This window comes from Bacteroides sp. RCH18 (assembly GCF_058231005.1).
In genome coordinates, this window is record NZ_JBIPTC010000002.1 from 1321430 (window position 1) to 1346355 (window position 24926).

The 24926-nt window shown below is 43.3% G+C and carries 18 protein-coding genes and 1 other RNA gene; 10 read left to right on the forward strand and 9 right to left on the reverse strand.

Going from position 1 to position 24926, the window contains the following annotated elements; translation table 11 throughout:
* Positions 1–62: 62 nt before the first annotated feature.
* Complete coding sequence (locus ACHLI0_RS20295) at positions 63–1445, forward strand: sugar porter family MFS transporter (protein WP_490749926.1); 1383 nt, start codon at positions 63–65, stop codon at positions 1443–1445.
* Between the two features lie 21 nt (positions 1446–1466).
* Entirely contained in the window at positions 1467–4748 is a 3282-nt protein-coding gene (locus ACHLI0_RS20300) for a DUF5107 domain-containing protein (protein WP_490749927.1), read from the forward strand.
* A gap of 72 nt (positions 4749–4820) precedes the next feature.
* Here ACHLI0_RS20300 and ACHLI0_RS20305 read toward each other — a convergent pair whose 3' ends face one another.
* Positions 4821–5972, reverse strand: a complete 1152-nt coding sequence (locus tag ACHLI0_RS20305; protein ID WP_490749928.1) for a lactonase family protein — start codon at positions 5970–5972, stop codon at positions 4821–4823.
* A 197-nt stretch (positions 5973–6169) separates the two neighbouring features.
* A complete protein-coding gene (locus tag ACHLI0_RS20310; RefSeq protein WP_234138367.1) occupies positions 6170–6610 on the reverse strand; it encodes a DUF6078 family protein in 441 nt (146 codons plus the stop codon).
* A gap of 321 nt (positions 6611–6931) precedes the next feature.
* Between ACHLI0_RS20310 and ssrA the strand changes: the two genes are divergently transcribed.
* The 7 genes from ssrA (at position 6932) to ACHLI0_RS20345 (ending at position 16693) form a co-directional block, all read left to right on the forward strand.
* Positions 6932–7328: a transfer-messenger RNA gene (gene ssrA, locus ACHLI0_RS20315) on the forward strand.
* 313 nt (positions 7329–7641) lie between these two features.
* Positions 7642–8193 carry an RNA polymerase sigma-70 factor gene (locus ACHLI0_RS20320; RefSeq protein WP_008760068.1) on the forward strand — a complete coding sequence of 184 codons (552 nt, stop codon included), beginning with the start codon at positions 7642–7644 and terminating at the stop codon, positions 8191–8193.
* A 46-nt stretch (positions 8194–8239) separates the two neighbouring features.
* Positions 8240–9226 (forward strand): FecR family protein, encoded by a 987-nt coding sequence (locus tag ACHLI0_RS20325; RefSeq protein WP_032813904.1) that lies wholly within the window; start codon positions 8240–8242, stop codon positions 9224–9226.
* Positions 9227–9394: 168 nt separating this feature from the next.
* Positions 9395–12715 carry a TonB-dependent receptor gene (locus ACHLI0_RS20330; RefSeq protein WP_195381199.1) on the forward strand — a complete coding sequence of 1107 codons (3321 nt, stop codon included), beginning with the start codon at positions 9395–9397 and terminating at the stop codon, positions 12713–12715.
* 7 nt (positions 12716–12722) lie between these two features.
* Positions 12723–14351, forward strand: coding sequence for a SusD/RagB family nutrient-binding outer membrane lipoprotein (locus ACHLI0_RS20335; protein ID WP_414202747.1), 1629 nt, complete (start codon positions 12723–12725; stop codon positions 14349–14351).
* Between the two features lie 12 nt (positions 14352–14363).
* Entirely contained in the window at positions 14364–15521 is a 1158-nt protein-coding gene (locus ACHLI0_RS20340) for a glycoside hydrolase family 18 (protein WP_414202748.1), read from the forward strand.
* Positions 15518–16693 (forward strand): DUF1735 and LamG domain-containing protein, encoded by a 1176-nt coding sequence (locus tag ACHLI0_RS20345; RefSeq protein WP_054959470.1) that lies wholly within the window; start codon positions 15518–15520, stop codon positions 16691–16693. Before ACHLI0_RS20340 ends, ACHLI0_RS20345 begins: the two co-directional genes overlap by 4 nt.
* 135 nt (positions 16694–16828) lie before the next feature.
* Here ACHLI0_RS20345 and ACHLI0_RS20350 read toward each other — a convergent pair whose 3' ends face one another.
* The 7 genes from ACHLI0_RS20350 to ACHLI0_RS20380 all read right to left on the reverse strand — a co-directional run bounded on the left by ACHLI0_RS20350 (position 16829) and on the right by ACHLI0_RS20380 (position 24415).
* Positions 16829–18220, reverse strand: a complete 1392-nt coding sequence (locus tag ACHLI0_RS20350) for a DUF4419 domain-containing protein (protein ID WP_259012660.1) — start codon at positions 18218–18220, stop codon at positions 16829–16831.
* Between the two features lie 443 nt (positions 18221–18663).
* The gene (locus ACHLI0_RS20355) at positions 18664–19986 is read right to left on the reverse strand and encodes a sigma-54-dependent transcriptional regulator (RefSeq protein ID WP_490748384.1); all 1323 of its coding nucleotides are present in this window, start codon (positions 19984–19986) and stop codon (positions 18664–18666) included.
* Entirely contained in the window at positions 19979–22288 is a 2310-nt protein-coding gene (locus ACHLI0_RS20360) for a hybrid sensor histidine kinase/response regulator (protein WP_490748383.1), read from the reverse strand. Before ACHLI0_RS20360 ends, ACHLI0_RS20355 begins: the two co-directional genes overlap by 8 nt.
* Positions 22289–22349: 61 nt before the next feature.
* The gene (locus tag ACHLI0_RS20365; RefSeq protein WP_281862582.1) at positions 22350–22826 is read right to left on the reverse strand and encodes a nuclear transport factor 2 family protein; all 477 of its coding nucleotides are present in this window, start codon (positions 22824–22826) and stop codon (positions 22350–22352) included.
* A 14-nt stretch (positions 22827–22840) separates the two neighbouring features.
* A complete protein-coding gene (locus tag ACHLI0_RS20370) occupies positions 22841–23464 on the reverse strand; it encodes a flavodoxin family protein (RefSeq protein WP_281862581.1) in 624 nt (207 codons plus the stop codon).
* 4 nt (positions 23465–23468) lie between these two features.
* On the reverse strand, positions 23469–24023 hold the full coding sequence (locus ACHLI0_RS20375; protein WP_490748382.1) for a flavodoxin family protein: 555 nt from the start codon (positions 24021–24023) through the stop codon (positions 23469–23471).
* 5 nt (positions 24024–24028) lie between these two features.
* Positions 24029–24415 (reverse strand): nuclear transport factor 2 family protein, encoded by a 387-nt coding sequence (locus ACHLI0_RS20380; RefSeq protein ID WP_490748381.1) that lies wholly within the window; start codon positions 24413–24415, stop codon positions 24029–24031.
* A gap of 156 nt (positions 24416–24571) precedes the next feature.
* On the opposite strand from ACHLI0_RS20380, the gene ACHLI0_RS20385 reads away from it, so the two are divergent.
* Positions 24572–24925, forward strand: a complete 354-nt coding sequence (locus tag ACHLI0_RS20385) for a winged helix-turn-helix transcriptional regulator (RefSeq protein ID WP_281862578.1) — start codon at positions 24572–24574, stop codon at positions 24923–24925.
* Position 24926: the final 1 nt, after the last annotated feature.

The following is a 24926-nucleotide window of genomic DNA, read 5'->3' on the forward strand; positions in this document are numbered from 1 at the left end:
TATTTTTTGTGCTTTGGATACGCTCTATCTTTGCAACATCAATTAATCAATCTTCTAGTGGTATGAAAAGTTATAATAAAAAGTTTGTCTATTCCATTTGTTTGGTTTCTGCGATGGGCGGTCTGCTCTTTGGGTATGACTGGGTGGTAATCGGAGGAGCGAAACCTTTCTATGAACTCTATTTCGGTATTGCCGATTCGCCGATGATGCAGGGACTGGCTATGAGTGTAGCCCTGCTTGGCTGTCTGATCGGTGCTATGGTAGCCGGTATGATGGCTGACCGCTATGGCAGGAAACCTCTCTTGCTGATTTCCGCATTTATCTTTTTATCTTCCGCATACGCTACCGGTGCATTTTCCGTATTCAGCTGGTTTTTGGCAGCACGCTTTTTGGGAGGTATCGGCATCGGTATCGCTTCGGGGCTGTCTCCGATGTACATTGCCGAAGTAGCTCCGACTTCCATCCGGGGGAAACTGGTGTCCCTCAATCAACTGACTATTGTATTAGGAATCCTTGGTGCACAAATAGCCAACTGGCTGATAGCCGAGCCTATACCTGCCGACTTTACGCCTGCCGATATCTGTGCTTCATGGAACGGGCAGATGGGATGGCGCTGGATGTTTTGGGGAGCAGCATTTCCGGCAGCGGTATTCTTGCTGCTAGCCTGTTTTATTCCCGAAAGTCCCCGTTGGCTGGCAATGAAAGGCAAAAGAGAGAAAGCATGGAGTGTGCTCAGCCGGATAGGAGGAAACCGCTATGCGGAGCAGGAACTTCAGATGGTGGAACAAACCTCTGCTTCCAAGTCGGAAGGAGGATTGAAATTATTGTTCAGTCGCCCGTTCCGTAAGGTACTCGTACTGGGTGTTATTGTGGCTGTGTTCCAGCAATGGTGCGGTACGAATGTGATTTTCAATTATGCACAGGAAATATTCCAGTCAGCGGGTTATTCGCTGGGTGATGTACTTTTTAATATTGTGGTGACCGGTGTAGCGAATGTGATTTTTACGTTTGTGGCTATCTATACGGTCGAACGTTTGGGGCGCCGTGCTCTGATGCTTTTGGGGGCTGGAGGACTGGCAGGTATTTATCTGGTTCTCGGTACGTGTTACTTTTTTCAGGTCAGCGGTTTCTTTATGGTAGTGCTGGTAGTGTTGGCGATAGCTTGTTATGCCATGTCTCTGGGACCTATCACGTGGGTACTGCTTGCTGAGATATTCCCCAACCGCGTGCGTGGTGTCGCTATGGCAACTTGTACTTTCGCTTTGTGGGTCGGTAGTTTTACGCTTACCTACACATTCCCGTTGCTGAATACTGCATTGGGCAGTTACGGCACCTTCTGGATTTATTCGGCTATTTGCGTCTTAGGCTTCCTTTTCTTCCTGCGTGCATTGCCTGAGACAAAAGGGAAATCACTGGAGACATTGGAGAAAGATCTGATAAAATAAAAAGATATAATTAATAATATCATGGTAAAAGCATGGAAAGAAAAGGTTGTAATTCCTACTTATGAAGTAGGTAAACCGGAAAAGAATCCTATTTTCCTGGAGAAACGTGTCTACCAGGGCAGTAGTGGAGTGGTTTATCCTTATCCTGTCATCGAATCGATGTCCGATGAAAAAGTAGATAAGGAATACGAAGCTATCTTTATTGAAAACGAATACATCAAGGTGATGATTCTGCCCGAGTTAGGCGGTCGTGTACAAATGGCTTATGACAAGATCAGGGAACGTCATTTTATTTATTACAATCACGTGATTAAACCTGCATTAGTGGGGCTGGCAGGTCCGTGGATTTCGGGAGGTATTGAGTTTAACTGGCCTCAGCATCATCGTCCCAGTACTTATATGCCTGTAGATACGACGATTGAAGAAAATGCTGACGGCAGCGTCACTGTATGGGTGAACGAAATGGAACGGATGTTTCATCAGAAAGGGATGGCAGGCTTCACACTCCGTCCGGGACATGCTTTTCTTGAAATAAAAGGGGTGCTCTACAACCGTACCGAAGTGCCGCAAACCTTCCTGTGGTGGGCGAATCCTGCCGTAGCGGTGAACGACTACTATCAGAGCGTATTTCCGCCCGATATCAATGCGGTGTTCGATCATGGAAAGCGTGCCGTATCCAGCTTCCCTATAGCAACGGGTACTTATTATAAGATGGACTATTCTGCCGGAGTAGACATTTCGAACTATAAGAATATCAAAGTTCCTACTTCGTATATGGCTGTCAACTCCCGCTACAACTTTGAGGGTGGCTACGAAAACGACACTTGTGCAGGTATGCTTCATGTGGCAAATCATCATATTTCTCCGGGCAAAAAGCAATGGACATGGGGAAACGGTGATTTCGGCCGTGCATGGGACCGCAATCTGACTGATGAGGACGGACCTTACATCGAACTGATGGCAGGTGTCTATACCGAGAACCAGCCGGACTTTACATGGCTGCAACCTTACGAAGAAAAGAGCTTCGTACAGTACTTCCTGCCTTACCGTGAACTGGGAGTGGTGAAGAATGCAAGCAAAGATTTGTTGATGAACATAGAACCGGAAGGTGAAAAGGAGGTACGTTTCAAGATATTCGCAACGTCTAAGCAGGTGGTTAATGTAGTGCTGAAAGGTGACGATGGAAAAGTGTATTATAGCAAGCAAGTGACCATTACTCCGGAAGAACTATTGAATGAAACGGTAGACGTAGCAGGGGAGAAGTTGAACAAACTGAATCTTGAAATCACTGCAAACGGCAAGGAACTTCTTTATTGGCATGCCGAACCGGACGAAGTAAAACCGATTCCGGATGCCGCCGAAGCTGCTTTATTGCCGGAAGAAATAAAAACAACCGAGCAACTCTATCTGACAGGCTTACATCTGGAACAATACAGACACGCCACCTATAATCCGGTAGACTATTACGAAGAAGCCTTGCGCCGTGACCCGATCGATGTGCGTAGCAATAATGCACTCGGATTATGGTATATCCGTAAAGGCCGTTTCCGTAAAGCTGAACAATACTTGCTTACGGCAGTGAAGACCTTGCAGAAGCGCAACCCGAATCCGTATGATGGAGAGCCTATCTATAATCTCGGACTTGCCTTGAAATATCAGGGACGCTATAATGAGGCTTACGACCGTTTCTATAAATCATGCTGGAATGCAGCCTGGCAGGATGCCGGTTATTTTGCCTGTGCTCAGATTGCTACGATGCAAGGACGTCTGGAAGACGCTTTGGACGAAGTGGACCGTTCGCTTATCCGCAACTGGCATAATCATAAGGCACGTGCTCTGAAAACGACCATTCTCCGTCAGATGGGGAAAGCGGAAGAAGCCTTGCAAGTGATTGAAGATTCATTGGCTATTGATAAATTCAACTTCGGTTGCCGTTATGAGAAGTACCTGATAACCAATGCTGCCGAAGACCTGCTTACTTTAAAAGCGATGATGCGTGGCGAAGCTCACAACTATGATGAAATCGCACTCGATTATTGTGCTGCCGGTTGCTGGACAGAAGCCGCTTCTTTGTGGAATGTAGCTATCGCTGAAGGCAGTGTAACACCGATGACTTATTATTACTTGGGTTGGTGTCTTGTTCAAGGTAAGTTATCCGGTGCGGAACAGGCATTTGCCGATGCCGCCGCCGCTTGTCCGGACTATTGTTTTCCTAACCGCCTGGAAGCCATCCTTGCTTTGCAATGTGCTATGGAACAAAATCCGAATGATGCGAAAGCACCTTATTATCTGGGTAATTTGTACTACGATAAACGTCAGTACGATTTGGCACTCGAAGCATGGGAAACTTCCGCCGGACTGGACGACAAGTTCCCTACGATATGGCGTAATCTGGCTTTGGCTAACTTTAACAAAAAGGATGAAGAAGCAACGGCCATCGAATATATGGAACGTGCTTTCCAACTCGATACGACCGATGCACGTGTGTTGATGGAATTGGATCAGCTCTATAAACGTGTCCGTCGTCCGCATTCCGAACGTCTGGCGTTCTTGCAGCAATACCCCGAATTGATAGCGCAACGTGACGACCTCGTACTGGAAGAGATCACTTTGCTGAATCAGACAGGCGAGTATGAAAAGGCTAAAACGTTACTTGATGCGCATATCTTCCATCCGTGGGAAGGCGGCGAAGGAAAAGTACCGGGACAATATCAGTTTGCCCGTGTGGAACTGGCGAAGAAAGCACTTGAAGCCGGGAATTACAGTGAAGCTGTCTCGTTGCTGGAAGAGTGTCTTGAATATCCGCATCACTTGGGTGAAGGTAAGTTGCACGGTGCACAGGAAAATGATTTCTATTATTTCATGGGTTGCGCTTATGAAGGTCTGGGGCAGAATGACAAAGCGGTGGAATGCTGGGAACAAGCGATTGTCGGTCCTACCGAACCGGCTGCTGCCATGTACTACAATGATGCAAAACCAGATAAGATTTTCTATCAGGGACTGGCTTTGTTGAAACTGAACCGCATGGATGAGGCTAACGGACGCTTCCATAAACTGACAACTTACGGAGAGAAACATCTTTTTGACAAGGTTAAAATGGATTATTTTGCAGTGTCACTACCCGATTTGTTAATATGGGAAGATGACCTGACCATACGAAACGTCATTCACTGCAAATATATGATGGCATTGGGTTATTGGGGATTGAACGAAAAAGAGAAATCCGTTCGGTTGCTGAGTGAGGTAGAAAGATTGGATATCAATCATCAGGGTATTCAGGCTTTTCGTAGTCTGATTGGTTAGGAAGTATTGGTTCTTGGTTAGGACCGGCGTACTCTTGTTTCAGTCCGGTGCTAACCAAGTACTTCTTCCTGTTTACGGTACAAATTTGATGCAGACAGGCTTGTCCACCTTTATATCTTTACGTATATCCGTCAGTAATCCTGTATCCGTATCCCTTTCATAAACCTGTATCACATTACTATCCCGACAAGCCACCAGCAAATACTTGCCGTTAGGCGTGATAATGAAATTGCGCGGGTGAATGCCTGTCAGTTGATAACCGACTTTCGTCAGCATACCGTTTTCCGGATGGATACTGAAGATCGCCAGTCCGTCAGCCTTTAGCCGGTTACTTGCATACAGGAATTTGCCGTCCGGGCTGATATGAATATCACCACTTCCTTTGGCTCCCACAGTGTCGGCAGCAATAGTCTGAATTTCTTTTAACTCTCCATCGTTATATTCAAACGCAATGACTGTTCCCGATAGTTCATTGATGAGATACGCATAGCTTCCATTCGGTGCAAATGTCAGATGGCGGGGACCCGAACCGGCTTCTACTTTATAAGAGGCGGGACTTCCTTCTTTCAGAAAAACATCTTCATTGTCTGCCTTTGCATTCGGATTAACAATAAATTTGTGTATCTGGTCCGTGCCCAGATCGTCTGCAAATAAGTATTTGCCATCCGGCGTGATGCGGACACAATGCAGATGCGGTTTCTCCTGACGTTCCTTGTCGGCTCCCGAACCTTTGAACTTCACCACCTCAGAAGCGGGGAGAAGTGAACCGTCCTTATCGATCGGGAAGACAGAAATGCTTCCTCCACTGTAATTGGCAGTAACCACATTACTTCCGTTGGTAATGATGTAGCAAGGATCTTCGCCTCCGGTTTTCTGCGTATTCAGCAGTCGGAAAGTTCCTTCCTCCTTATTGAAAGCAAACGCGTTGGCAGCAGCTTGTTCGTTGCTGAATTCGCTGACTGCATAGATGAATTTGCCGTCGGCAGAAGGTACGAGATAAGATGGGTTTTCCACTTCCGCTTCACTGAGTGCGGTTGCGGTTCCGTTTTCTTCATTGAATCGGAAACTATAGAGACCTTTACTGTCTCCCGAAGTGTAAGTACCGACAATCATTGTCAGTTCCTGTTCTGCTTCATGGGAGCCTTCGGTCCGGGAAGCCTTTTTTGATATACAACTAGATGTGAACATACCGATAATACAGATGGTTGCAAAAGTTTTTAGCATATATAGGTTCTTTTTGTTAGATAGCAACTTCCTTAGTCTATACTAATGTCTTGTATAATAGATGATTGCAGTTTCCTTGTCGTTCCCTTACGAGGACACGATGGTTTCCCGGCGAGGAAACGGTCGTTTCTCTACGGGGATACTTGCGTTTCTCTACGAGGAAACTGTCGTTTCTTTACTTGAAACGGAAATCTCCCTTACCTGTCCCAGTTATACTCTACTATATAACTGTCGAAATACTCACTTTGAATGACTCCCAGTTCTTTGGCGGTGTTTATAACCCATTGCTGCTCGGCGGGAGTGAGCGCCAGTTTGCCACTGCGTTTCAAGTAGTAGTTTTTACGTCCCAGATATCCGATCATCCGGTAGCGGAACGTGTTTGCCACGCGCACTGTGAGTGCATTTATTGTGCACATGAATCCTTTGGCGTAGCGCACCTTTTCGTTCGAACAGAAATAGTCACATTTTTCTTTTATGCCCTTTATATGGTTTGGATTCATAATTGGCAGAAAAACTTTGTTTGCAGGGGCGTGTTTTAAAGCTATCTGTCGCAGGCAAGTCGAGGCTTGCGGGCAATTTTCGGCAGCGCACATTCCGAATGTGAAAGGTACTTGAGAATAATCAAATGGTTCTTCCATTGCTTTTTGGGGTTGATAGTATTTATTATATTCCACAAATGTACGGATAATGTTGGTAAGTTGGAAATAACCGGGCCTACAAATGTTGTATGTCTAGGAACCAAGTCTGCCTCCGCTCATGATATATCTCTGTATACCGGATAGCATATCATCGGCTAATATTTGCAAATATATGATGGTTAGTAACAAAAGAATATGTATCTTTGTGCCAAAGAAAACAGGATTATTGAAAGGATATGATGTATTATTTATCCCTTATTTGTTTCTCAAATATAAAATAACGATTGTTCTCTTTTGATTTTCAGACCGTTACAAAGTCATGGGGTTGACTGGATTTGACAGCGGGCAGAAATGGTAGGTAAGCATGCAGTGGGTCGGTAATTTCCACTTAAATCTCAGTTATCAAAACTTTATCTGGCGAAACTAATTACGCTCTTGCTGCTTAATCGAATCACAGTAGATTAGCTTAATCCAGGCACTAGGTGCCAGGACGAGACATCACTCGGAAGCTGTTGCTCCGAAGCATTCCGGTTCAGTGGTGCAGTAACATCGGGGATAGTCAGAAGCGGCCTCGCGTTTTTGATGAAACTTTAGAGGATAAGGCAGGAATTGATGGCTTTGGTTCTGCTCCTGCACGAAAATTTAGGCAAAGATAAGCATGTAGAAAGCTTATGATTTCCTCGTTTGGACGAGGGTTCGATTCCCTCCAGCTCCACTTTGAAGCAAATGAAAGCTCTGATTATCAGAGCTTTTTCTTTTTACTGGTTTTCTCTCTTATTCCCCTTTTATTGTTGATTCGTTATTTTTCCTCTTTTTAGATACAAAGTCAATTTCTTATACATACTTTTATTCTCTTCTCTTTTGGTATGACGATATCGCTATTTGGTATTGTCAATATTTATGTGTTTTTGTTTTATATACGGAATAATTATAAATATATGCAAACAAGTATTAATAATATATCTTTATTATGTTCTAATCTTTGAGAATGTCTACTTTTATACTTGTAATCGATAATAATCTTAGCGGATATGGAAAATAATGTTAACCAAATTGAGCTGAAGTTTCAGCGTTTTTTTATTTCTAATTTCCCGAAAGTAAAGAATTATGCCCAGCTGTTGCTTAAGTCGGAAGTTGATGCTGAAGATGTTGCTCAAGATATTTTCTGTAAGCTTTGGTTACAACCGGAAATATGGCTTGACAATGAAAATGAATTAGATAACTACCTCTTTATAATGACCAGAAACATTATTCTGAATATCTTCAAGCATCAGCAAATCGAACGGGAATATCAGGAAGGATACCTTGAGAAAACAGTGCTTCATGAATTGATAGAAGGGGAGGATGCCCTTAATAATATATATTATGAAGAAATGTTGCTGGTTGTTCGCCTGACTTTGGAAAAAATGCCTGAACGGCGAAGGTTAATATTCGAACTGAGTCGTTTTAAGGGATTAAGTTATAAAGAAATCGCAGAAAAGCTTAATGTTTCCATCCGTACGGTAGAGCATCAGGTGTATTTAGCACTGATAGAACTAAAAAAAGTGCTTCTATTTTTATTTTTTCTATTTTCCTTTAAGTAGTGTTTTTCTTTTAGTTGTATTTAGTGTATAAAGGAAGAAATTAATGATGAAAAACTATATTCAACAGATCATAGAGTTATTCGGGCATAATGAGTATTCATTGGCCACGCGTAGAAAAGTGCAGCGATGGTTGGCTGACGACAATCATGCGGAAGAAAAAAAAGAAGCACTTCACACGTTGTGGCAACAAGCGGGAGAACAGAAAGTACCTCGCGGAATGCAACAGTCCATATTACGGATGCAACAAAATCTGGGAATGCAGTCTGTCGGTTCCGGTAAAAAGTATCAGTTACTTATATGGAGAGCAGCAGCTATTTTCCTGTTGGCAGTATCATCTGTTTCTATCTATCTTATGTTGGAGAAAGACAAACCGCAAAAAGACTTGGTAGAATGTTTCATACCAACGGCGGAAATACGAGAACTTACATTGCCCGATGGTACCCGGGTGATGCTAAATTCGAGAAGCACCTTACTGTACCCGGAGCAGTTTGCCGGTAAGACCAGAAGCGTATATTTGATTGGCGAAGCAAATTTTCAGGTAAAGCCGGATGAAAAACATCCTTTTATAGTGAAAGCCAATGATTTTCAAATAACAGCTTTAGGTACAGAGTTTAACGTGAATGCCTATCCGGAGAACAATGAACTGATTGCAACTCTGCTGGAAGGTAGTGTGAAGGTAGAATTTAATAATCTGATATCTAATGTAATACTTAAACCCAATGAGCAGATAACGTATAATAAACAGACCCGGAAACGTAGCCTCCAATCGCCTCGGATAGAGGATGTGACTGCCTGGCAGCGTGGAGAACTGGTTTTCAGTGATATGCATCTCGATGAGATTTTCACGAGTCTCGAACGCAAATTTCCCTATACCTTTGTTTATAGCCTTCACAGCCTGAACAATAAATCGTATAGTTTCCGTTTCCAACAGCAAGCCACTTTGGAAGAGGTGATGAAGATAATAACGCAGGTAGCAGGGGATGTGAAATATATAATTAAGGGGAATAAATGCTATATAACTGATAAAATATAGAAAAAACGATTGTTGAACCTTTTTTAACTTAATGTACTATGCAAAAAAGTATCCGGAAGAAATGGCCGTTTCTCCCGGATGTGAAATCATTGTCCTTCTAATATTAGCGTATCTCGACGCTATTTCAATTGATCATAGAATAATAACCAATTAACTAATACTAAAAAGATGCTACAAATTTACGAAAAAAGAGCAGATAATGTTGTTCAAAAGCGAGTCTTTCTCATTTTTTTAGGTCTATTATTGATGCAGACCCTTGCTTTTGCTCAAAGTGATAGTAAAATTACTATCCAGCAGAAAGATATCACTGTAGTAGATGCATTGAAAACTGTGGAAAGACAGTCGAAGATGTCTATAAATTATAGTGATTCCGAATTGAAAGGAAAGAAAATAGCCGATCTTAACTTGGAAGACGTATCGGTGGCTACTGCACTCGACGCAATCTTGAAAGGAACAGGTTTCTCTTATCAGATTCAAGGTAATTATATTATAGTTACAGAGAAGAAACCGGCAGCTACGCAATCTGTCAAAGATATCAAAGGGAAAGTAACCGATGAGAATGGTGAACCCCTGATCGGAGTAAATATCTCTGTGGACGGCAGTTCTACAGGGACGATTACGGACTTTGATGGAAACTTTTCGATTAAAAGTCCCGGTAATGCCCGTTTGAAAATATCTTATATAGGATATGCAACTCAACTGATTGCTGTTTCCAATAAGGACTTTTACCCGATTACAATGAAACAAGATACGGAAGTGCTGGACGAAGTGGTCGTGACGGCATTGGGTATCAAGCGGGCAGAAAAGGCGCTGTCTTACAATGTGCAGCAGATAAAAAGCGAGGATATAACCGGCATTAAAGACGCCAACTTCATCAATTCACTGAATGGTAAGATAGCCGGTGTAAGTATCAACAAGAGTGGTAGTGGTGTCGGTGGTGCGACGCGTGTCGTTATGCGTGGCGCTAAATCTATCGAAGGCGACAACAATGCACTGTACGTAGTAGACGGTATCCCTTTGTTTAATACTAATATGGGAAACACAGATAGTGGTATCATGGGTGAAGGCAAAGCCGGAACGGAAGGTATTGCTGATTTCAATCCGGAAGATATCGAGAGCATCTCTATCCTGAGCGGACCCTCGGCGGCTGCTTTGTATGGTAGTAGTGCGGCAAATGGTGTCGTCCTGATTACTACGAAGAAAGGGCAGGAAGGTAAATTACAGATATCATTTTCTTCTTCATCCGAATTCAGCAAAGCGTATATGATGCCCGAATTCCAGAACACGTATGGAAATAAAGAAGGTATGTTCGAAAGCTGGGGTGACAAGCTGGCCCGTCCGAATTCGTATGATCCTAAGAGTGATTTCTTCAACACCGGAACCAACTTTATCAACTCGTTGACCTTGTCTACCGGTACAAAGCAGAATCAAACTTTTGCTTCGGTTTCATCCACCAATTCAAAAGGTATTGTTCCCAACAATTCTTATGACCGTCTGAACTTCACCATTCGCAATACAGCCACTTTTCTGGATGATAAATTGCAGTTGGATTTAGGCGCGTCCTATGTGAAACAGGAAGATAAAAACATGGTATCGCAGGGACAATACTGGAATCCGGTGATTTCTGCCTACCTTTTCCCCCGTGGAGAAGACTTCGAAGATATCAAGACTTTCGAGCGTTATGATCAGAGCCGCAATATTCCGATACAGTATTGGCCGATTGCCGATGCAACCTACGGTTCGCAGAATCCCTACTGGACTGCTTACCGCAACATCGCAACGAACGAGAAGAGCCGTTATATGTTTAATGTCGGTCTGAGCTATAAGATCACCGACTGGATGAATCTTGCCGGACGTTATCGTATGGACGATACTCATGTTCAGTTTGAACGTAAGGTTTATGCTACTTCCGATCAGAAATTTGCCGAAGGAAAGAAAGGTCTGTATGATTACAGCAATTACAAAGACCGTCAGGAGTATGCCGACTTTATGTTGAACATCAACAAGCAGTTCAACGATTTTAATATTTCTGCCAACTTGGGTTATAGCTACTCTAACTACTGGTCGCTGGCAAGAGGCTACAAAGGAACCTTGCTCGGAGTGACAAACCTGTTTGCCGCCAGCAACATCGACCCTTCCAACGGTCGTATCTCGGAAGACGGAGGTGACAGCCGCGTACGTAACCACGCTATCTTTGCCAACGTCGAACTGGGTTGGAGAAGTATGCTTTATCTTACGTTGACAGGTCGTAATGACTGGAACTCCCGGTTGGTAAACACCAGCGAAGAATCCTTCTTCTATCCCTCGGTAGGTTTGTCCGGCATTATCTCTGAAATGGTGAAACTGCCTGAGTTCATTTCCTATTTAAAGGTACGCGGATCATATACGGAAGTCGGTTCTCCGGTATCCCAGTCGGGACTTACTCCGGGAACTGTGACCACTCCGATTGTCGGTGGTGCACTGGCTCCCACAGGTATCTATCCTTTTACTGACTTCAAGGCAGAACGTACCCGTTCTTATGAATTGGGATTGAGTGTACGTTTATGGAATAAGCTGAGTGCCGAAGTTACTTACTATAAATCGAATACATACAATCAGACCTTTATTGGCGATTTGCCGGAATTTTCGGGTTACAAACAAATCTATTTGCAGGCTGGTAATGTACAAAATCACGGTTGGGAAGCATCGTTGGGATACAGAGACAGCTTCGGGGACTTTAGCTTCTCCTCCAATCTGACTTTCTCGCGCAATGTCAACGAAATCAAAGAAATGGTGGAAAACTATCGTACCGACATGAGTCCCGAGCCTATCAACGTGCCGGAAGTAAGGAAAGACAATGGACGCGTTATATTAAAAGTCGGTGGCAGCATCAACGATATATATGCCAATACTTTCCTGAAGAAAGACAGTCAGGGGTATGTTGAAATCAAGCAAGACGGTTCGTACGGACTCGAACAAGGTGAACCCGTTTTCTTGGGCAAGACGTCACCGGACTTTAACCTGGGATGGAGCAACTCGCTGTCATACAAAGGATTCGGACTCAGCTTCCTGATTAACGGACGTTTTGGTGGTGTGGTAACTTCCTCTACCCAAGCTATTCTCGATCGCTTCGGAGTATCCAAAGCATCTGCCGAAGCACGCGATGCAGGCGGTGTCTTACTGCCCGGACAAGGGAGAGTGGATGCACAGTCGTATTATCAGCTGATAGGTACGGGCGACTATACCACTTCCGGATATTATGTATATAGTGCAACCAATATCCGTCTGCAAGAACTGACTTTGAGTTACAGGTTCCCCGACCTTTGGTTTAAGAATGTACTGAAAGATGTTACTTTGTCATTCATTGCCAATAACCCCTGGATGCTCTATAGCAAAGCTCCGCACGATCCGGAACTGACTCCGTCCGTAGGAACTTACGGTCAAGGTAATGACTATTTTATGCAGCCGAGTGTGAGAAGTTTCGGTTTCGGTATTAAATTTAAATTATAACTGACCCATGAAAAAGATAAATCAATATAAACTATTAGCAGGAATTTGCGCTTTGTCGCTCTTTACTGCTTGTGACTTCGAAGAGTTAAACACCAATCCGTTCGAGATGACCGACGAAATGGGCATAAGAGATGGTGTTGCTGTCGGAGGTGCTGTAACAGCGATGCAAAGAGCTGTAGTCACCGTAGGAACTCAGGCTGACGATACGGATGCCATCAACCAGTATCAGGTTGCATATAATCTGTCAGCCGATTCGTGGAGCGGATTTTTCGGACAGAACAATAACTGGTATAGCGGCAGTAATAATACTACCTATTACTTGCAGGACAATTGGGTGGCGGCTACTTATACCAATTCATATACGACACTGCTGTCTTCCTGGAAAAAGATAAAACAAGAATCCGAAAAGACCGAAACACCGGAAATCTTTGCTTTAGCTCAGATTCTAAAGATATCTGCATGGCATAAAACGCTTGAGTCTTTCGGTCCCATTCCTTACACCCATGCAGGAGAACCTGCACTGGTGATACCTTTCGACAGCGAGCAAGTTGCATTCAATGCTATGTTTGCCGATCTGACGGCCGCTATCGACATTTTGACTGTGAGGGCGGAACAAGGGGCAACCATTGTTGCCGATTATGATGCCGTATATGCCGGTGATACGAGAAAATGGGTGAAATACGCCAATTCACTGATGTTGCGTCTGGCAATGCGTATCAGTTATGCGGACGAAACGACAGCACAGAAATATGCCCGCCAGGCTTTGAATCATACATTTGGAGTGATGACTTCGAAATCAGACGAAGCCCAGATGAGTACCGGAGCCGGAATGGTCTTTCGTAACAACATCGAGTGGCTGGCCAATCAGTATAATGAGTGTCGCATGGGCTCTTCCATGTTTTCTTATTTGTTGGGTTATCAGGACCCGCGTCTGAGTGCTTATTTTGAAGCTTCTCCCAGTGCGTATGCGGTAGCGGCTTTTGACGGGAAAAACTATCAGGCGGTGCCTCCCGGCAATGCCAATCAGCAAAATACGATTTATACCGATTTCTCCAAGCCCAATATTACCTCGAACACTCCGACTTACTGGATGCGTGCTTCCGAAGTTTATTTCCTGAGAGCTGAGGCTGCGTTGAGATGGGGAAGCGAATTTGGTGATGCGGAAGCACTGTACGAACAAGGAGTTGCCACGTCCTTTGATGAAAATGGTATCAGTTCGTCTGTAGACGACTATCTGGCTTCCGGATTGACTCCGATTGCCCATAATATGAGAGCCTCCTATTACAGTTACAATGCTGCGGCTCCTACTACTGCGACACCTGCCTTCAGCGGTGGAACGGAAGAGAAACTGGAGAAGATCATGATTCAGAAGTGGATTGCATTGTATCCGAACGGTCACGAAGCATGGACTGAGTGGAGAAGAACCGGTTATCCGAAACTGAATCAGGTGCAGACCAACCGCGGACAGGGCGTTACTCGTGAAGGTGGTATTCGTCGTATGGTGTATCCTGTAAGTTTCTATCAGTCGGCAGAGGATAGAGCTAATTATGAAGAAGCATTGAAGCTCTTGGGCGGTCTTGATAAAGACAAAGCAACTACTCAGTTGTGGTGGGATTGTAAAAATAAAATCTATTAAACTATGATTCATATGAAAATGTTAAGACGATTATTATATATACTTCCTGTTATAGGGATAATGATTGCGTCGTGTGTCGATATAGAGAGCAAGGACTTTGAACATATCGGCGGTTACAACACGATGGACAATGAAGAAAGTGCACAGTATTATGCCGATCTTCGTGCATGGAAGGCAACCAGTAAGGATTACGGACGTCCCATTTTCTTCGGATGGTTCAGCAACTGGTCTCCCGAGGGACCTATTCGTAAAGGATATCTGGCTTCTTTGCCAGACAGCATCGACATGGTATCGATGTGGAGTGGTCCATTCGGCTTGAATGAAGCGAAACTGGCTGATAAGGAGATTTTCCAAAAGAAGAAAGGCGGTAAGATCACGGTTTGTTACATTCTGCATAATATTGGAACTGGTATTACGCCTGCTTCCGTTTCAGAAAAAGTACAGGCGGAAAACCCGAATGCTTCCAGTGAGGAAATCACGGAACTGGTCAATAAGGCAACAGAAGCTTATTGGGGATTTACCAGTGGGGAGAAAGGTGCTGAAGACCATATCGCAGCCATTCAACGCTATGCCAAAGCATTGGTAGACACGATTGTTGCGACTGATTATGATGGTCTGGACATTGACTGGGAACCCGATAATGGTGGTGACGGCGGAAGATACGTAGGCAGTCTGAAAGACCGCAGGGGTGGTCCGCGTGGTGAGTTTCTGCATTATCTGGTAGAAGAGATAGGAAAATACTTTGGTCCGATGGCAACCGAGCGTCCGAATGGTAAGTATTACTATTTTATGATTGACGGTGAAATATGGAACTCTAACAAAGAATCTGCTCCTTATTTTGACTATTTCATCACTCAGGCGTATGGCGACTCCAATCTCGACCGAAGAGTGAGTACCTTGCAAAGCTGGTGTGGAGAGTATTATGACTATCGTAAGCACATCTTTACAGAGAACTTTGAGTCATCCTGGACTACCGGTGGTGTACTTTTGACTCAGGCTGCTTATAACCATGTCAATGGTCCGAAAGGTGGCGTCGGTGCTTTCCGACTTGATAATGACTATGATAATGCCCGTGATTACAATTTTGTGCGTCATGCTATACAGATCAATCTGCAGGCTTATCAGGAATATATGGACAATCAATCTAATGAAAATACAGAACAGCAATGAAACGTATCAAAATCTTATATGCAGGTGCACTAGTTGCATTGTCTTTCTCTAGTGTGGGTTGCAACGACAGCGAAAGCGATCTGTTGGAACCGAAACTTTACTTTGAAAGTAATGTGATAAGAGTGGAAGTTGAAGCGGATACCTACGAGTGCGAATTGGTGTCGCGATTGTCAACTATGGTAAAGAGTAATGTAAATGTGAACTATCAGGTAGGAGGGCAGGACCTTGTGGATGACTACAATCATAAACACGGGACGACCGGACAGCTTCTGGCGACTGATAACTATGAAATGACAGGAACTTCTTCGACCATTAAAGCAGGCGAACTGTATGCTGATCCCTGCGGATTGTCGGTAAAGAACATTACCAAGGGGGAAGACGGGGTAACGTATATTCTGCCCGTAATAGTGAACAGTACGGACATTGAAAAGATAAGCAGTTCGAGCGTTACTTATATTGTAGTAAGGAAACCAATTATTATTGATAAAGTATACCGTATTAATCCGGGCTGGCTTGATGTACGTCTGCCGACTGCTTATAAAACAATGGGTTCTGTCACCTACGAAGCATTGGTTTATGCCGAACGTTGGAAGAATCTGGGCACCATTATGGGCAATGAAGGTACTTTGATTATGCGTACCGGTGACTTGAATCATCCTGATAACGAGCTTCAAATGGCCGGAAGTGTTGCACTTCAGATGCCCGATGTATCCATATTCCTGTTGAATCAGTGGTATCATGTAGCGTTCACTTACGATGCTTCTGCGGGAATGGCTACTCTCTATCTCAATGGAGAGAAAATAGCAGAAAAGACGGTAGGCTCACTGACATTCGACTTGAACGAACGTTTCTGTATCGGTTATGCTTATGACTATGACAGATACCGTAAATGGAACGGATTTATGAGTGAAGTCCGTTTATGGTCGGTAGCCCGTACTGCGAATCAGATTCGTGAAAATATGATGTTTGTCGATTCTGGTTCAGATGGTCTGGTCGGTTACTGGAAGCTGAATGGAGAAGACATCGAACAACGGGACGGAGTGTGGTATGTACTCGATCAGTCGCCGAATCATAATGACGCAACTTCCAATAATGGTTTGCGTGGTGAAACCGGTGGTAGTCAGTCTTTTGTAGAGCCGACAGTAGTAGATATGAGGGTTCGGCTTGAATAAATATAGGTTTGTTTTCTAGGTAGATTAAATAGCGGGGGCTGAATTCTCAATGCAGAATTCAGCCCCTATTTTTTATTTATATGAAATCCTGATTATTTCTTTTATGTTTCTGTGAATTACTCGGTAATATTTTTGTTATATTCTACTTCCGTTTATCTTAATGTCGGTATTGGGAAATAAAGTTTTGATACGTTGCATCTCTTCTTTAGTAATTCTGCCGGATAACTTCAACCTTTCGATTTTTACTTTTGACAGTTCGTCCGGTATATCAATTTCATTAATAAAGGTAAGCTCCAACTGTTTTATTTCTTCAAGTTTCAGCAGGACGGAAGGGAACTCTTTCACTCTAAGGTTGATACCCCTGCCTTTGGCATCGGCTTTCAATCTGTTTATGAGTCCGGTGTTGTCTGTGTTTTTCTTTTTGACCATCCAGCCAATTTGTGGTCTCAGTGCAAAATTCTCATTGTTTTGTTTGAGTCCGATGAAACCGGACCACAACTCCAGTGGTGTTTCAATTACGGTGTCATTGTAAGCTTCAATATACTTTAAATCAACTTTTACTATTTCGCTCGGAAGCTTTTTACGACCCACAATCTGTTTTAGATTATTTCTTTTCCCCTCATTGTCGTAAGGAAAGAATTTAATGATCCATCCATCAAAAGTCTCGGGAGCTCCGCATGACTTTGGCGAATGACATTTAAACATATTGCGCCAAAACTCTTGGTTTATTGTTCCTTTTGATGCCTTCACAAACTCCTCCAAAAGAGGTTCAAGTTGTGAAATCCACCATTCGAGTTTATATTCTTTTAGTCCTCTGGCTTTATTTAAAACTTTTTCCCAGTCTTGTGGTGTCCCTTCAAGCGTGATTTCCGGAATACCGCAAACAATCATTATGGTGATAAACTCGAAGTATGATTTCACCGTTTCCATTATTGTTATTTCAGAAACAGTCTTTTCCAAAGAGGTCGTTGTAGAGAAATTACAAGTGAGTGTTTCAACCAAATTGCCTCCTACCTCTTTTCTTATCTGTTCCGTAAACTGCGGGAAAATTTCTTCCCATAAAAGACTCGGGTCTTTCAGTTTCTTATTGGATTGTACAATTAAAGATTCCTTTCCGGAGAAATTTACAAAATATTTTCTCAAAGACTCATGGTTGGCATTCACATGTTGGGCAAAACCTTGATTAATCAGTAGCCAAATCATATCCGGAGATAAAACGAACGGCCTATGATCTGCATAAGCCTGATACATACCGCAGAAAAAAGAATTATACCCAAAGTATAATAAACTGTCAGGAGATTCACTCTTGGCTATTACATTAAATGGAGGTTTCCAGATGTCTTTTTCTGTAATTCGAATGGTTGATTCATTGTCAGATAGCATCAGATATCTGTAGATTTCATCAGGGGAAGCCACGGGATATAATTTTTCGGGCTTGGAGAGTTGTTCAACTTCAAAAGTAATTCCATTTTGAGCAACTATGGAAGTGCTGCATAGAATGAATAAATAGAATAGTAGTTTTTTCATAATACTAAATTTACTTTATGGTTTGTATTTCAAATATTTTCCTGTTGATAGATTATAGATAACAATATACAAATATAGTATTATTAGAAATGGAATCGCTATGATATCGAATCTTTTTTATGTCCTGTGCTTCTAAAAAAATAGGCGCGTATTATTTTAGAGGCTGTTTATTCGGAAAATTATCGTAATTCTGGAAGTCTTTTATAACCTCTTTATTTATAAGAGGTTTAAGAGAAAGGTTAAAATAGAGGTAACGAATTGGCAACCGTATTTATTTCTGCGCTTTGCTGTGAGTTGCTGTCAATGTCACTCGTCTTGATGCAAAAGTAACAATAAAAATCGAAAACATATCAAAATGTCCCATGATTTTTTATCATAGGACGTTTCTTATCTTCGATGAATATATCCGGTTTAGTCGTTACCTATATTTCAGTTAATTCCGGCTATGATTGCCTGAATTTGTATTTCAACCCATACTCTTCCAACTTGCTGTACAGCGTTGTACGTCCTATCCCGAGCAGTTCGGCGGCAACCTTGCGGTTCCCGTTCGCCTGCTTCAACGCACGTAGGATACGCTCCTTGTCTTCCGCGTCGTTACGCAGGGCGAAGCTGACGGGTGAAGTCGGTTTCGTCACGGCAAGCTCCAGATGTTCTTTCGTGACAAGTCCGGTCTGCGCCTGTAACACCGCACCCATGATTTTCTGTCGAAGCTCACGGACATTGCCCGGCCAAACATGGGTCAGCAATGTTTTACGGGCTTCTCCGTTAAAACCGATAACATCGCATTCCAGTTCTTTGTTCGCTGCCTCACGGAAGAACTCAGCCAAAGGCATGATGTCCTCCTGACAGTCACGCAAAGGCGGAACTACTATCTCGAAATCGTGCAGCCTATACAGCAAGTCCTGCCGAAAACGTTTTTCAATGACCGCCTGTTCCAATTCCTCATTGGTGGCGGCGATGATGCGGACGTTGAAACTCCTATCCGTCTTATCACCTATCGGTCGGTATCTCCGTTCCTGTATGGCACGCAGCAGCATCTGTTGGGTTTCCAATGCGAGGTTTCCTACTTCGTCCAAGAACAGCGTGCCACCCTCTGCCTCATGGAAATATCCTTTCTTGGTGCTGTCCGCACCCGTAAACGCGCCTTTGACGTGTCCGAAGAATGCCGAGGGCGCAAGTTCTTTGGTGAGTGAACCGCAGTCCACAGCAACAAACGGTTTTCCTGCCCGTTTGCTCTTTTCGTGCAGGTGGTGGGCGATATGTTCCTTGCCCGTACCGTTCTCACCGAATATAAGAACACTCATATCGGTAGGAGCAACCAGCCTTATCCGTTTCATAATGTCTTGAAATGCCGAACCGTCACGGGAGAACACGGGCATACGGCTTCTCCCGGTGTTACGTTCTTTCAGGATGGTGCGGAGCAGCGGCACGAGTTTGTCCTCCACAAGCCGTTTGGGTATATAGTCCAGCGAGCCGAGTTTCATGCTTTCCACTGCCGTATGCACTTCAGCGTAATCGGTCATGATGATAAACGGCTGCATCATGCCTTCTTTGCGCATCCACCGCAAGAGGTCGATGCCGTCACCATCGGGCAGACGCAGGTCGGATACCACTATGTCCTCGTCCGTGGCTTGCTGCAACAGTTTCCTTGCCATTGAGAGGCGGTAGGCCTGCACGGTACGGAATCCTTCCCGTGCCAGCAGGTTGCAGACAAACTGGCAATAGACGATATTGTCCTCCACCACTGTGATTTTTGTCTTATCCATTGTATTTTCTCCTTTCCTCTTTTGCCAGCCGTATGATTTCCGAACCTTTATCCAATACGGCGGTCACGGCTTTGCCTATCGCTTTGTCATCTGGAGAGCCACTTCCATGAAGCAGGTTATAAAGCTCTTTTAATGGCTGGTCGGCTCTGAGTATCTGCCATGAACTTCGCAGGTGGTGTGACAAGGTGTCCAGTTCTTGCATGTCTTTTCGCTGTTCCGCGTTCCTGACAGCCTGCATTTCCTTTTCTGTTTCCGCTATCAGTTTTTCCAGCATGACGGATTCATTGCCGTAGGACAGCAAAGTGGAAAAGTCCGGTTTTTCATTTTGGTTGCCTTTTATGGCGCATTTGTCTGAAATCTCCATCAGTTCCGATATGGAAAACGGCTTGAACAGGCAACCGGCGAATCCACGTTCCATAAGCTCCTCCTTGTCGCAACTGCCCGAAGCGGTTGTTATTACTACCGGGATTGTCTTTGAGTTGCCCACGTTGGACGAGCGCAACAGTTCCAGCAACTCAAAGCCGTTTATATCCGGCATATTCAAATCCGTCAAAAGTAAACTATATTCCTTTTTCCGTATCAGTTCTATCAGCTCCGCCACATCAATGCAGGTATCACAATGTATTTCCTCGTGGGCATACATTTCTTTTAGCATAAGGAGCAATACCTCGTCATTGTCGATAGCGATAACATCATGGTATCTCTCATTGTTGCGGATATAATTCCTGACTGTCTGTTGTGGCTGTTGTTCTTGGGTAACCAGTGCAGGTATTTCCACCGTAAAACGGCTGCCTCTATCTTTCTCACTTTCCAATCTGATTGTTCCGCCGAGCATTGCCACGGTACGCTGCACGATGGACAAACCCAATCCGAAGCCGTCTTTCGCAGCGGCATTTGAAAGGCGTTCAAACGCATCAAACACCCGTCGTTGTTCCTCTTCGGTCATGCCTGTCCCTGTATCTTCGACAAATAATTTCAATATACCGTTATCATAATCCGTTGTCAGGGATACGCCACCGCTCTCGGTAAATTTGATGGCATTTGACAGAAGATTATTCCCGATTTGCAAAATGCGTTCCTTATCGGTCAGGACAACGGCATCCGTGCAGTCTGTAACGGTAAGGGACAATCCCTTGTTCATGGCAATAGGCACAAACTCTGTTTCAAGAATGTGCGTGATTGATGAAATCCTGCATGGGGAAAGGCTGGGCTGTTCCTTGCCGTTATCCAGACGGAAGAAATCCAGCAGCGTGTTGAGCATCCCACGCATACGGTCGGAGGATTGCCGGATATTGTCCACGTACAAGGTGGTTTTGTCCGCGCTGCAAGTTTTCTGCATCAGTGCCGCATAGCCCGTTATTGCTGTCAGCGGTGTGCGCAGTTCATGGGTAATGGTATGCACAGCTTTCTTGCGAGAGGCAATCAGTGTCTCGTTTTGCTCCACAGACTGTTTCAGTTGCCCGATTAGGTCTGTCGTTTCTTTTTTATACCGTTTGATACGGTTGGCATTACGATGTATGATAATATACGAAATAATCAGTAGCAAAAGAACGAACCCTGTCAAGCCCCCTATCTGTATAAAGGATTGCTCACGCATGGCGGTTATCTCGGCTTCCCGCATTTGCAAGTCGGCTTGTATTTTACTTTCTATTTGGCGAATTAAGCCTTGCAACTGCCGGTTAAGTTCTGCGTTCCGTGTTGCAAGGCTATCAGCGTATTCCAGCAAACGGCGGCTTTGCGATTGTTGTTCGGCAATCATGTTACGATTGAGCGAACGGAGCATCGTGGTAATCACGGAAGGTTTGGCTTTCTCTTTCTTCCCTAAAATGCCCAAGAGCCCTTTTCGCTTCGGTTTCTTGGGCTGTTCCTGTACGCTTTTCTGTACGATTACAGGTACTTGACGGGCTATCTTCTCATTGAGAGCTTGTTGCTCATCAAGTACCTGTACAATCAAGCGTATTTGCCGTTCCTTATCTTCAAGAAGATGGCGTACACTGTCAATGCGTTCTGTATGATAAATTCCTTTGAAGTGGCACAGCTTACCGTCCATTGCCATTCGTTGGTTATGGTAATGCTCCAGTTCTTCTTCATTCCACTCCAATATAGTTTCACCCAATAGAAAAAACTCTATCAGTAGTATATGGATGTCACTTATCTCCTTTCGTAATTCTTCATTTTTTCGACTATTAGACTCCCACGTTTTTATTTCTTGCCATTCTTTATACCAAGTATTGGCTATACCATATATAAACAATACTATCAGCAAATAACCAAAAGCAATAATATTATGTATAGATTTCACATCTTGAACTATAATAGCATTTTTATTGTGAGATCTGATAAATCATTTTATTTTTTTTTACTCAATTTATTACACGATAAATTTTGCTAACAATCACCCAGTTGTCAATACTTTTCACCAGTGTAAACATATCAATGTATTCCTGAGTGCCGAATTGGGATTGGATCTTAACTATTGCGACACTTTGATCTATATTGCAATCTAACAATCTATAGTTTGCTGTTGATGCACCGCTTTTATCTACTATGTCATATAAGACTTTGACCGGAACAGTTTTTATTTGCCCGTTTTCAGACCAAGACATCGTTGCTTTGTCTGTAAAAGCTTTTGCCGTGATTTTACTGTTACCTTTTCTTCCACCTTCAACATAATATTCAATGGCTTTAATTATTCCTGCCATTTCTGGATTTGACTGACAATTCGAAATACACTGTTTTTGTATTTTACAAGGCTCTTTCACATTTTGAGCTGACACTAAATTGGTCATAAATAGCATTGCTATACAACAAGTCATTAGCGATATTGAAAATGTCTTCATTGTTCTTTTTATTTTTAATCATGTATAAAATGAGTACGCAATCTTTCCTCATATACAGGTTTATCTATGCCATGTTGCTTTGCCGTTTCCATGCTTTTTAATAACCATGCCATATTCTCTCCGAGAGAGCGCATGGTCTGTAATCCCTCTTTATCCTTGCGGACATCTTCAGTAGTAAAACCGTGTACAGAGTTCCAGTATTGCGATGACACAACAGGCATATTAGATATGGTGAAATATTGGTTTAGTTGCTCAAATGTAGCTGAAGCTCCTCCACGACGACAAGAAACCACAGAAGCTCCGAGTTTTCCAGCCATATCTCCTTCTTTACAGAAGAACAGCCGCTGACAGAATGAGGTAATCTGTCCGGTAGGCTGGCTGTAATATACCGGAGAGCCAAGTATGATAGCGTCAAATTCGGCAAGTCTGTCTTGTATCTTCCTCACAGCATCGTCACGGAAGCAATGTCCTGTTTCAAAACATTTCATGCAAGCGATACATCCGGCAATCGGCTTGTTCCCAAGATACAACATTTCTGTTTCAATATTATATTTACGCAGAGTCTGTGCAACTTCATTCAATGCTGTAAATGTGCAGCCATCTTTATGAGGGCTGCCATTTATCAATAATACTTTCATAGCTTCAGATATTTTTGCCTAATGAATATGCTTTATCTAATGAAGGGTGTCCGGCAATATCACCAATCAGCATAACACCTCCGGCATATACTTCTCCCAAATTTTCCCAACCAAGATGATGAAGCAGTGCATGATAGTAATGCTCTACTGGTTCAAAGTTATCAGGAGTGTCGCCTTCTGCTGCCATAAGCAATACACAATGTCGTTTTGGGGTATGATAGTCAGGGTCTTTTTCAGTAACGGCAAACAAGCGGTCGATAGCGGCTTTAAGTTGTGCCGTAATGCTCCAATAATACATCGGTGAAGCCAACACCAATACATCCGCCGTTTCATAATACGGATATATCTTTGCCATATCATCCTTCTGCACGCAAGGACTTTTCGAATCGCCTCCCCCACCTAAACACCCTAGACAGGGATGAATGTCCATCCGCTGCAAATTAAAAACTTCCACTGTATGTCCGGCTTCTTCCGCACCTTGCTTGAAAGCTTCCACCAGTCCTGCCGTATTCCCTTTCATACGTGGACTTCCGTTTAATATGACAATTTTCTTGCTCATTGTTCCTATTTCTTTTGTATCGTATTTGAATTTTGATTATAAGCTTTGGCTACACACTTCCATTCACCACCGATTTTCAGCAGAAGCAGATAGTCTGTAAAATCAATACGATTTCCCCAACCCTCTTCAAGAACACGAACAACCGCCAGTGTTTCTTCCACTGCCACCACATCAATACGCGCCTTAAATGCTTCACCGCCACTGATAGTGTCTACATTATGGTAGAACTGTTCAATGGAACCATGTTCCAGCTCTCCATCAAGAAAACCGAATAGAACAGCGTCATCGGTAAATAACTCGCGTGCATACTTGCTATCGCCTTCTGCCACACTCTTTACAAACTTCATAGCAGCTTCTTGTACTGCCTCATATTCTTTAATAGAATCTCTCATAATGTTTTTATTGTTTTTATTAATCGTTTGCAAAGTTACGGTGTAACGCCTATATACACAAGTACCGAAAAATTATTCATATACCGAAAAATTATTCGGTATCCTCTAAATTAGATAATTATACTTACCTTTGCAAAGTATTAAAGGAATTACAATATGTACGAAAGAAAAATACCTGTTGATTTAAGTTGTCCGTTACGTCTTACAATGAGTTTGATTGATTCCAAATGGAAGTCTTGTATTTTGGACGAATTGCGCAATACACCCATGCGACCGAGTGAACTTCACAAAGCTTTGCCCGAAGCCACACCACGAGTTCTTGATATACAACTAAAAGAATTAGTTGATGATGGTTTGGTACTGAAAACCATTTACCCAGAGCTTCCACCCCGTTCAGAATACTCTATTACAGACTTAGGACGCTCGCTATTACCAATACTTGATGCCATGATTACGTGGGGAGAAATGAATCATGAAGTTTTTGAGAAAAAATATAATGCAAATTATTGAT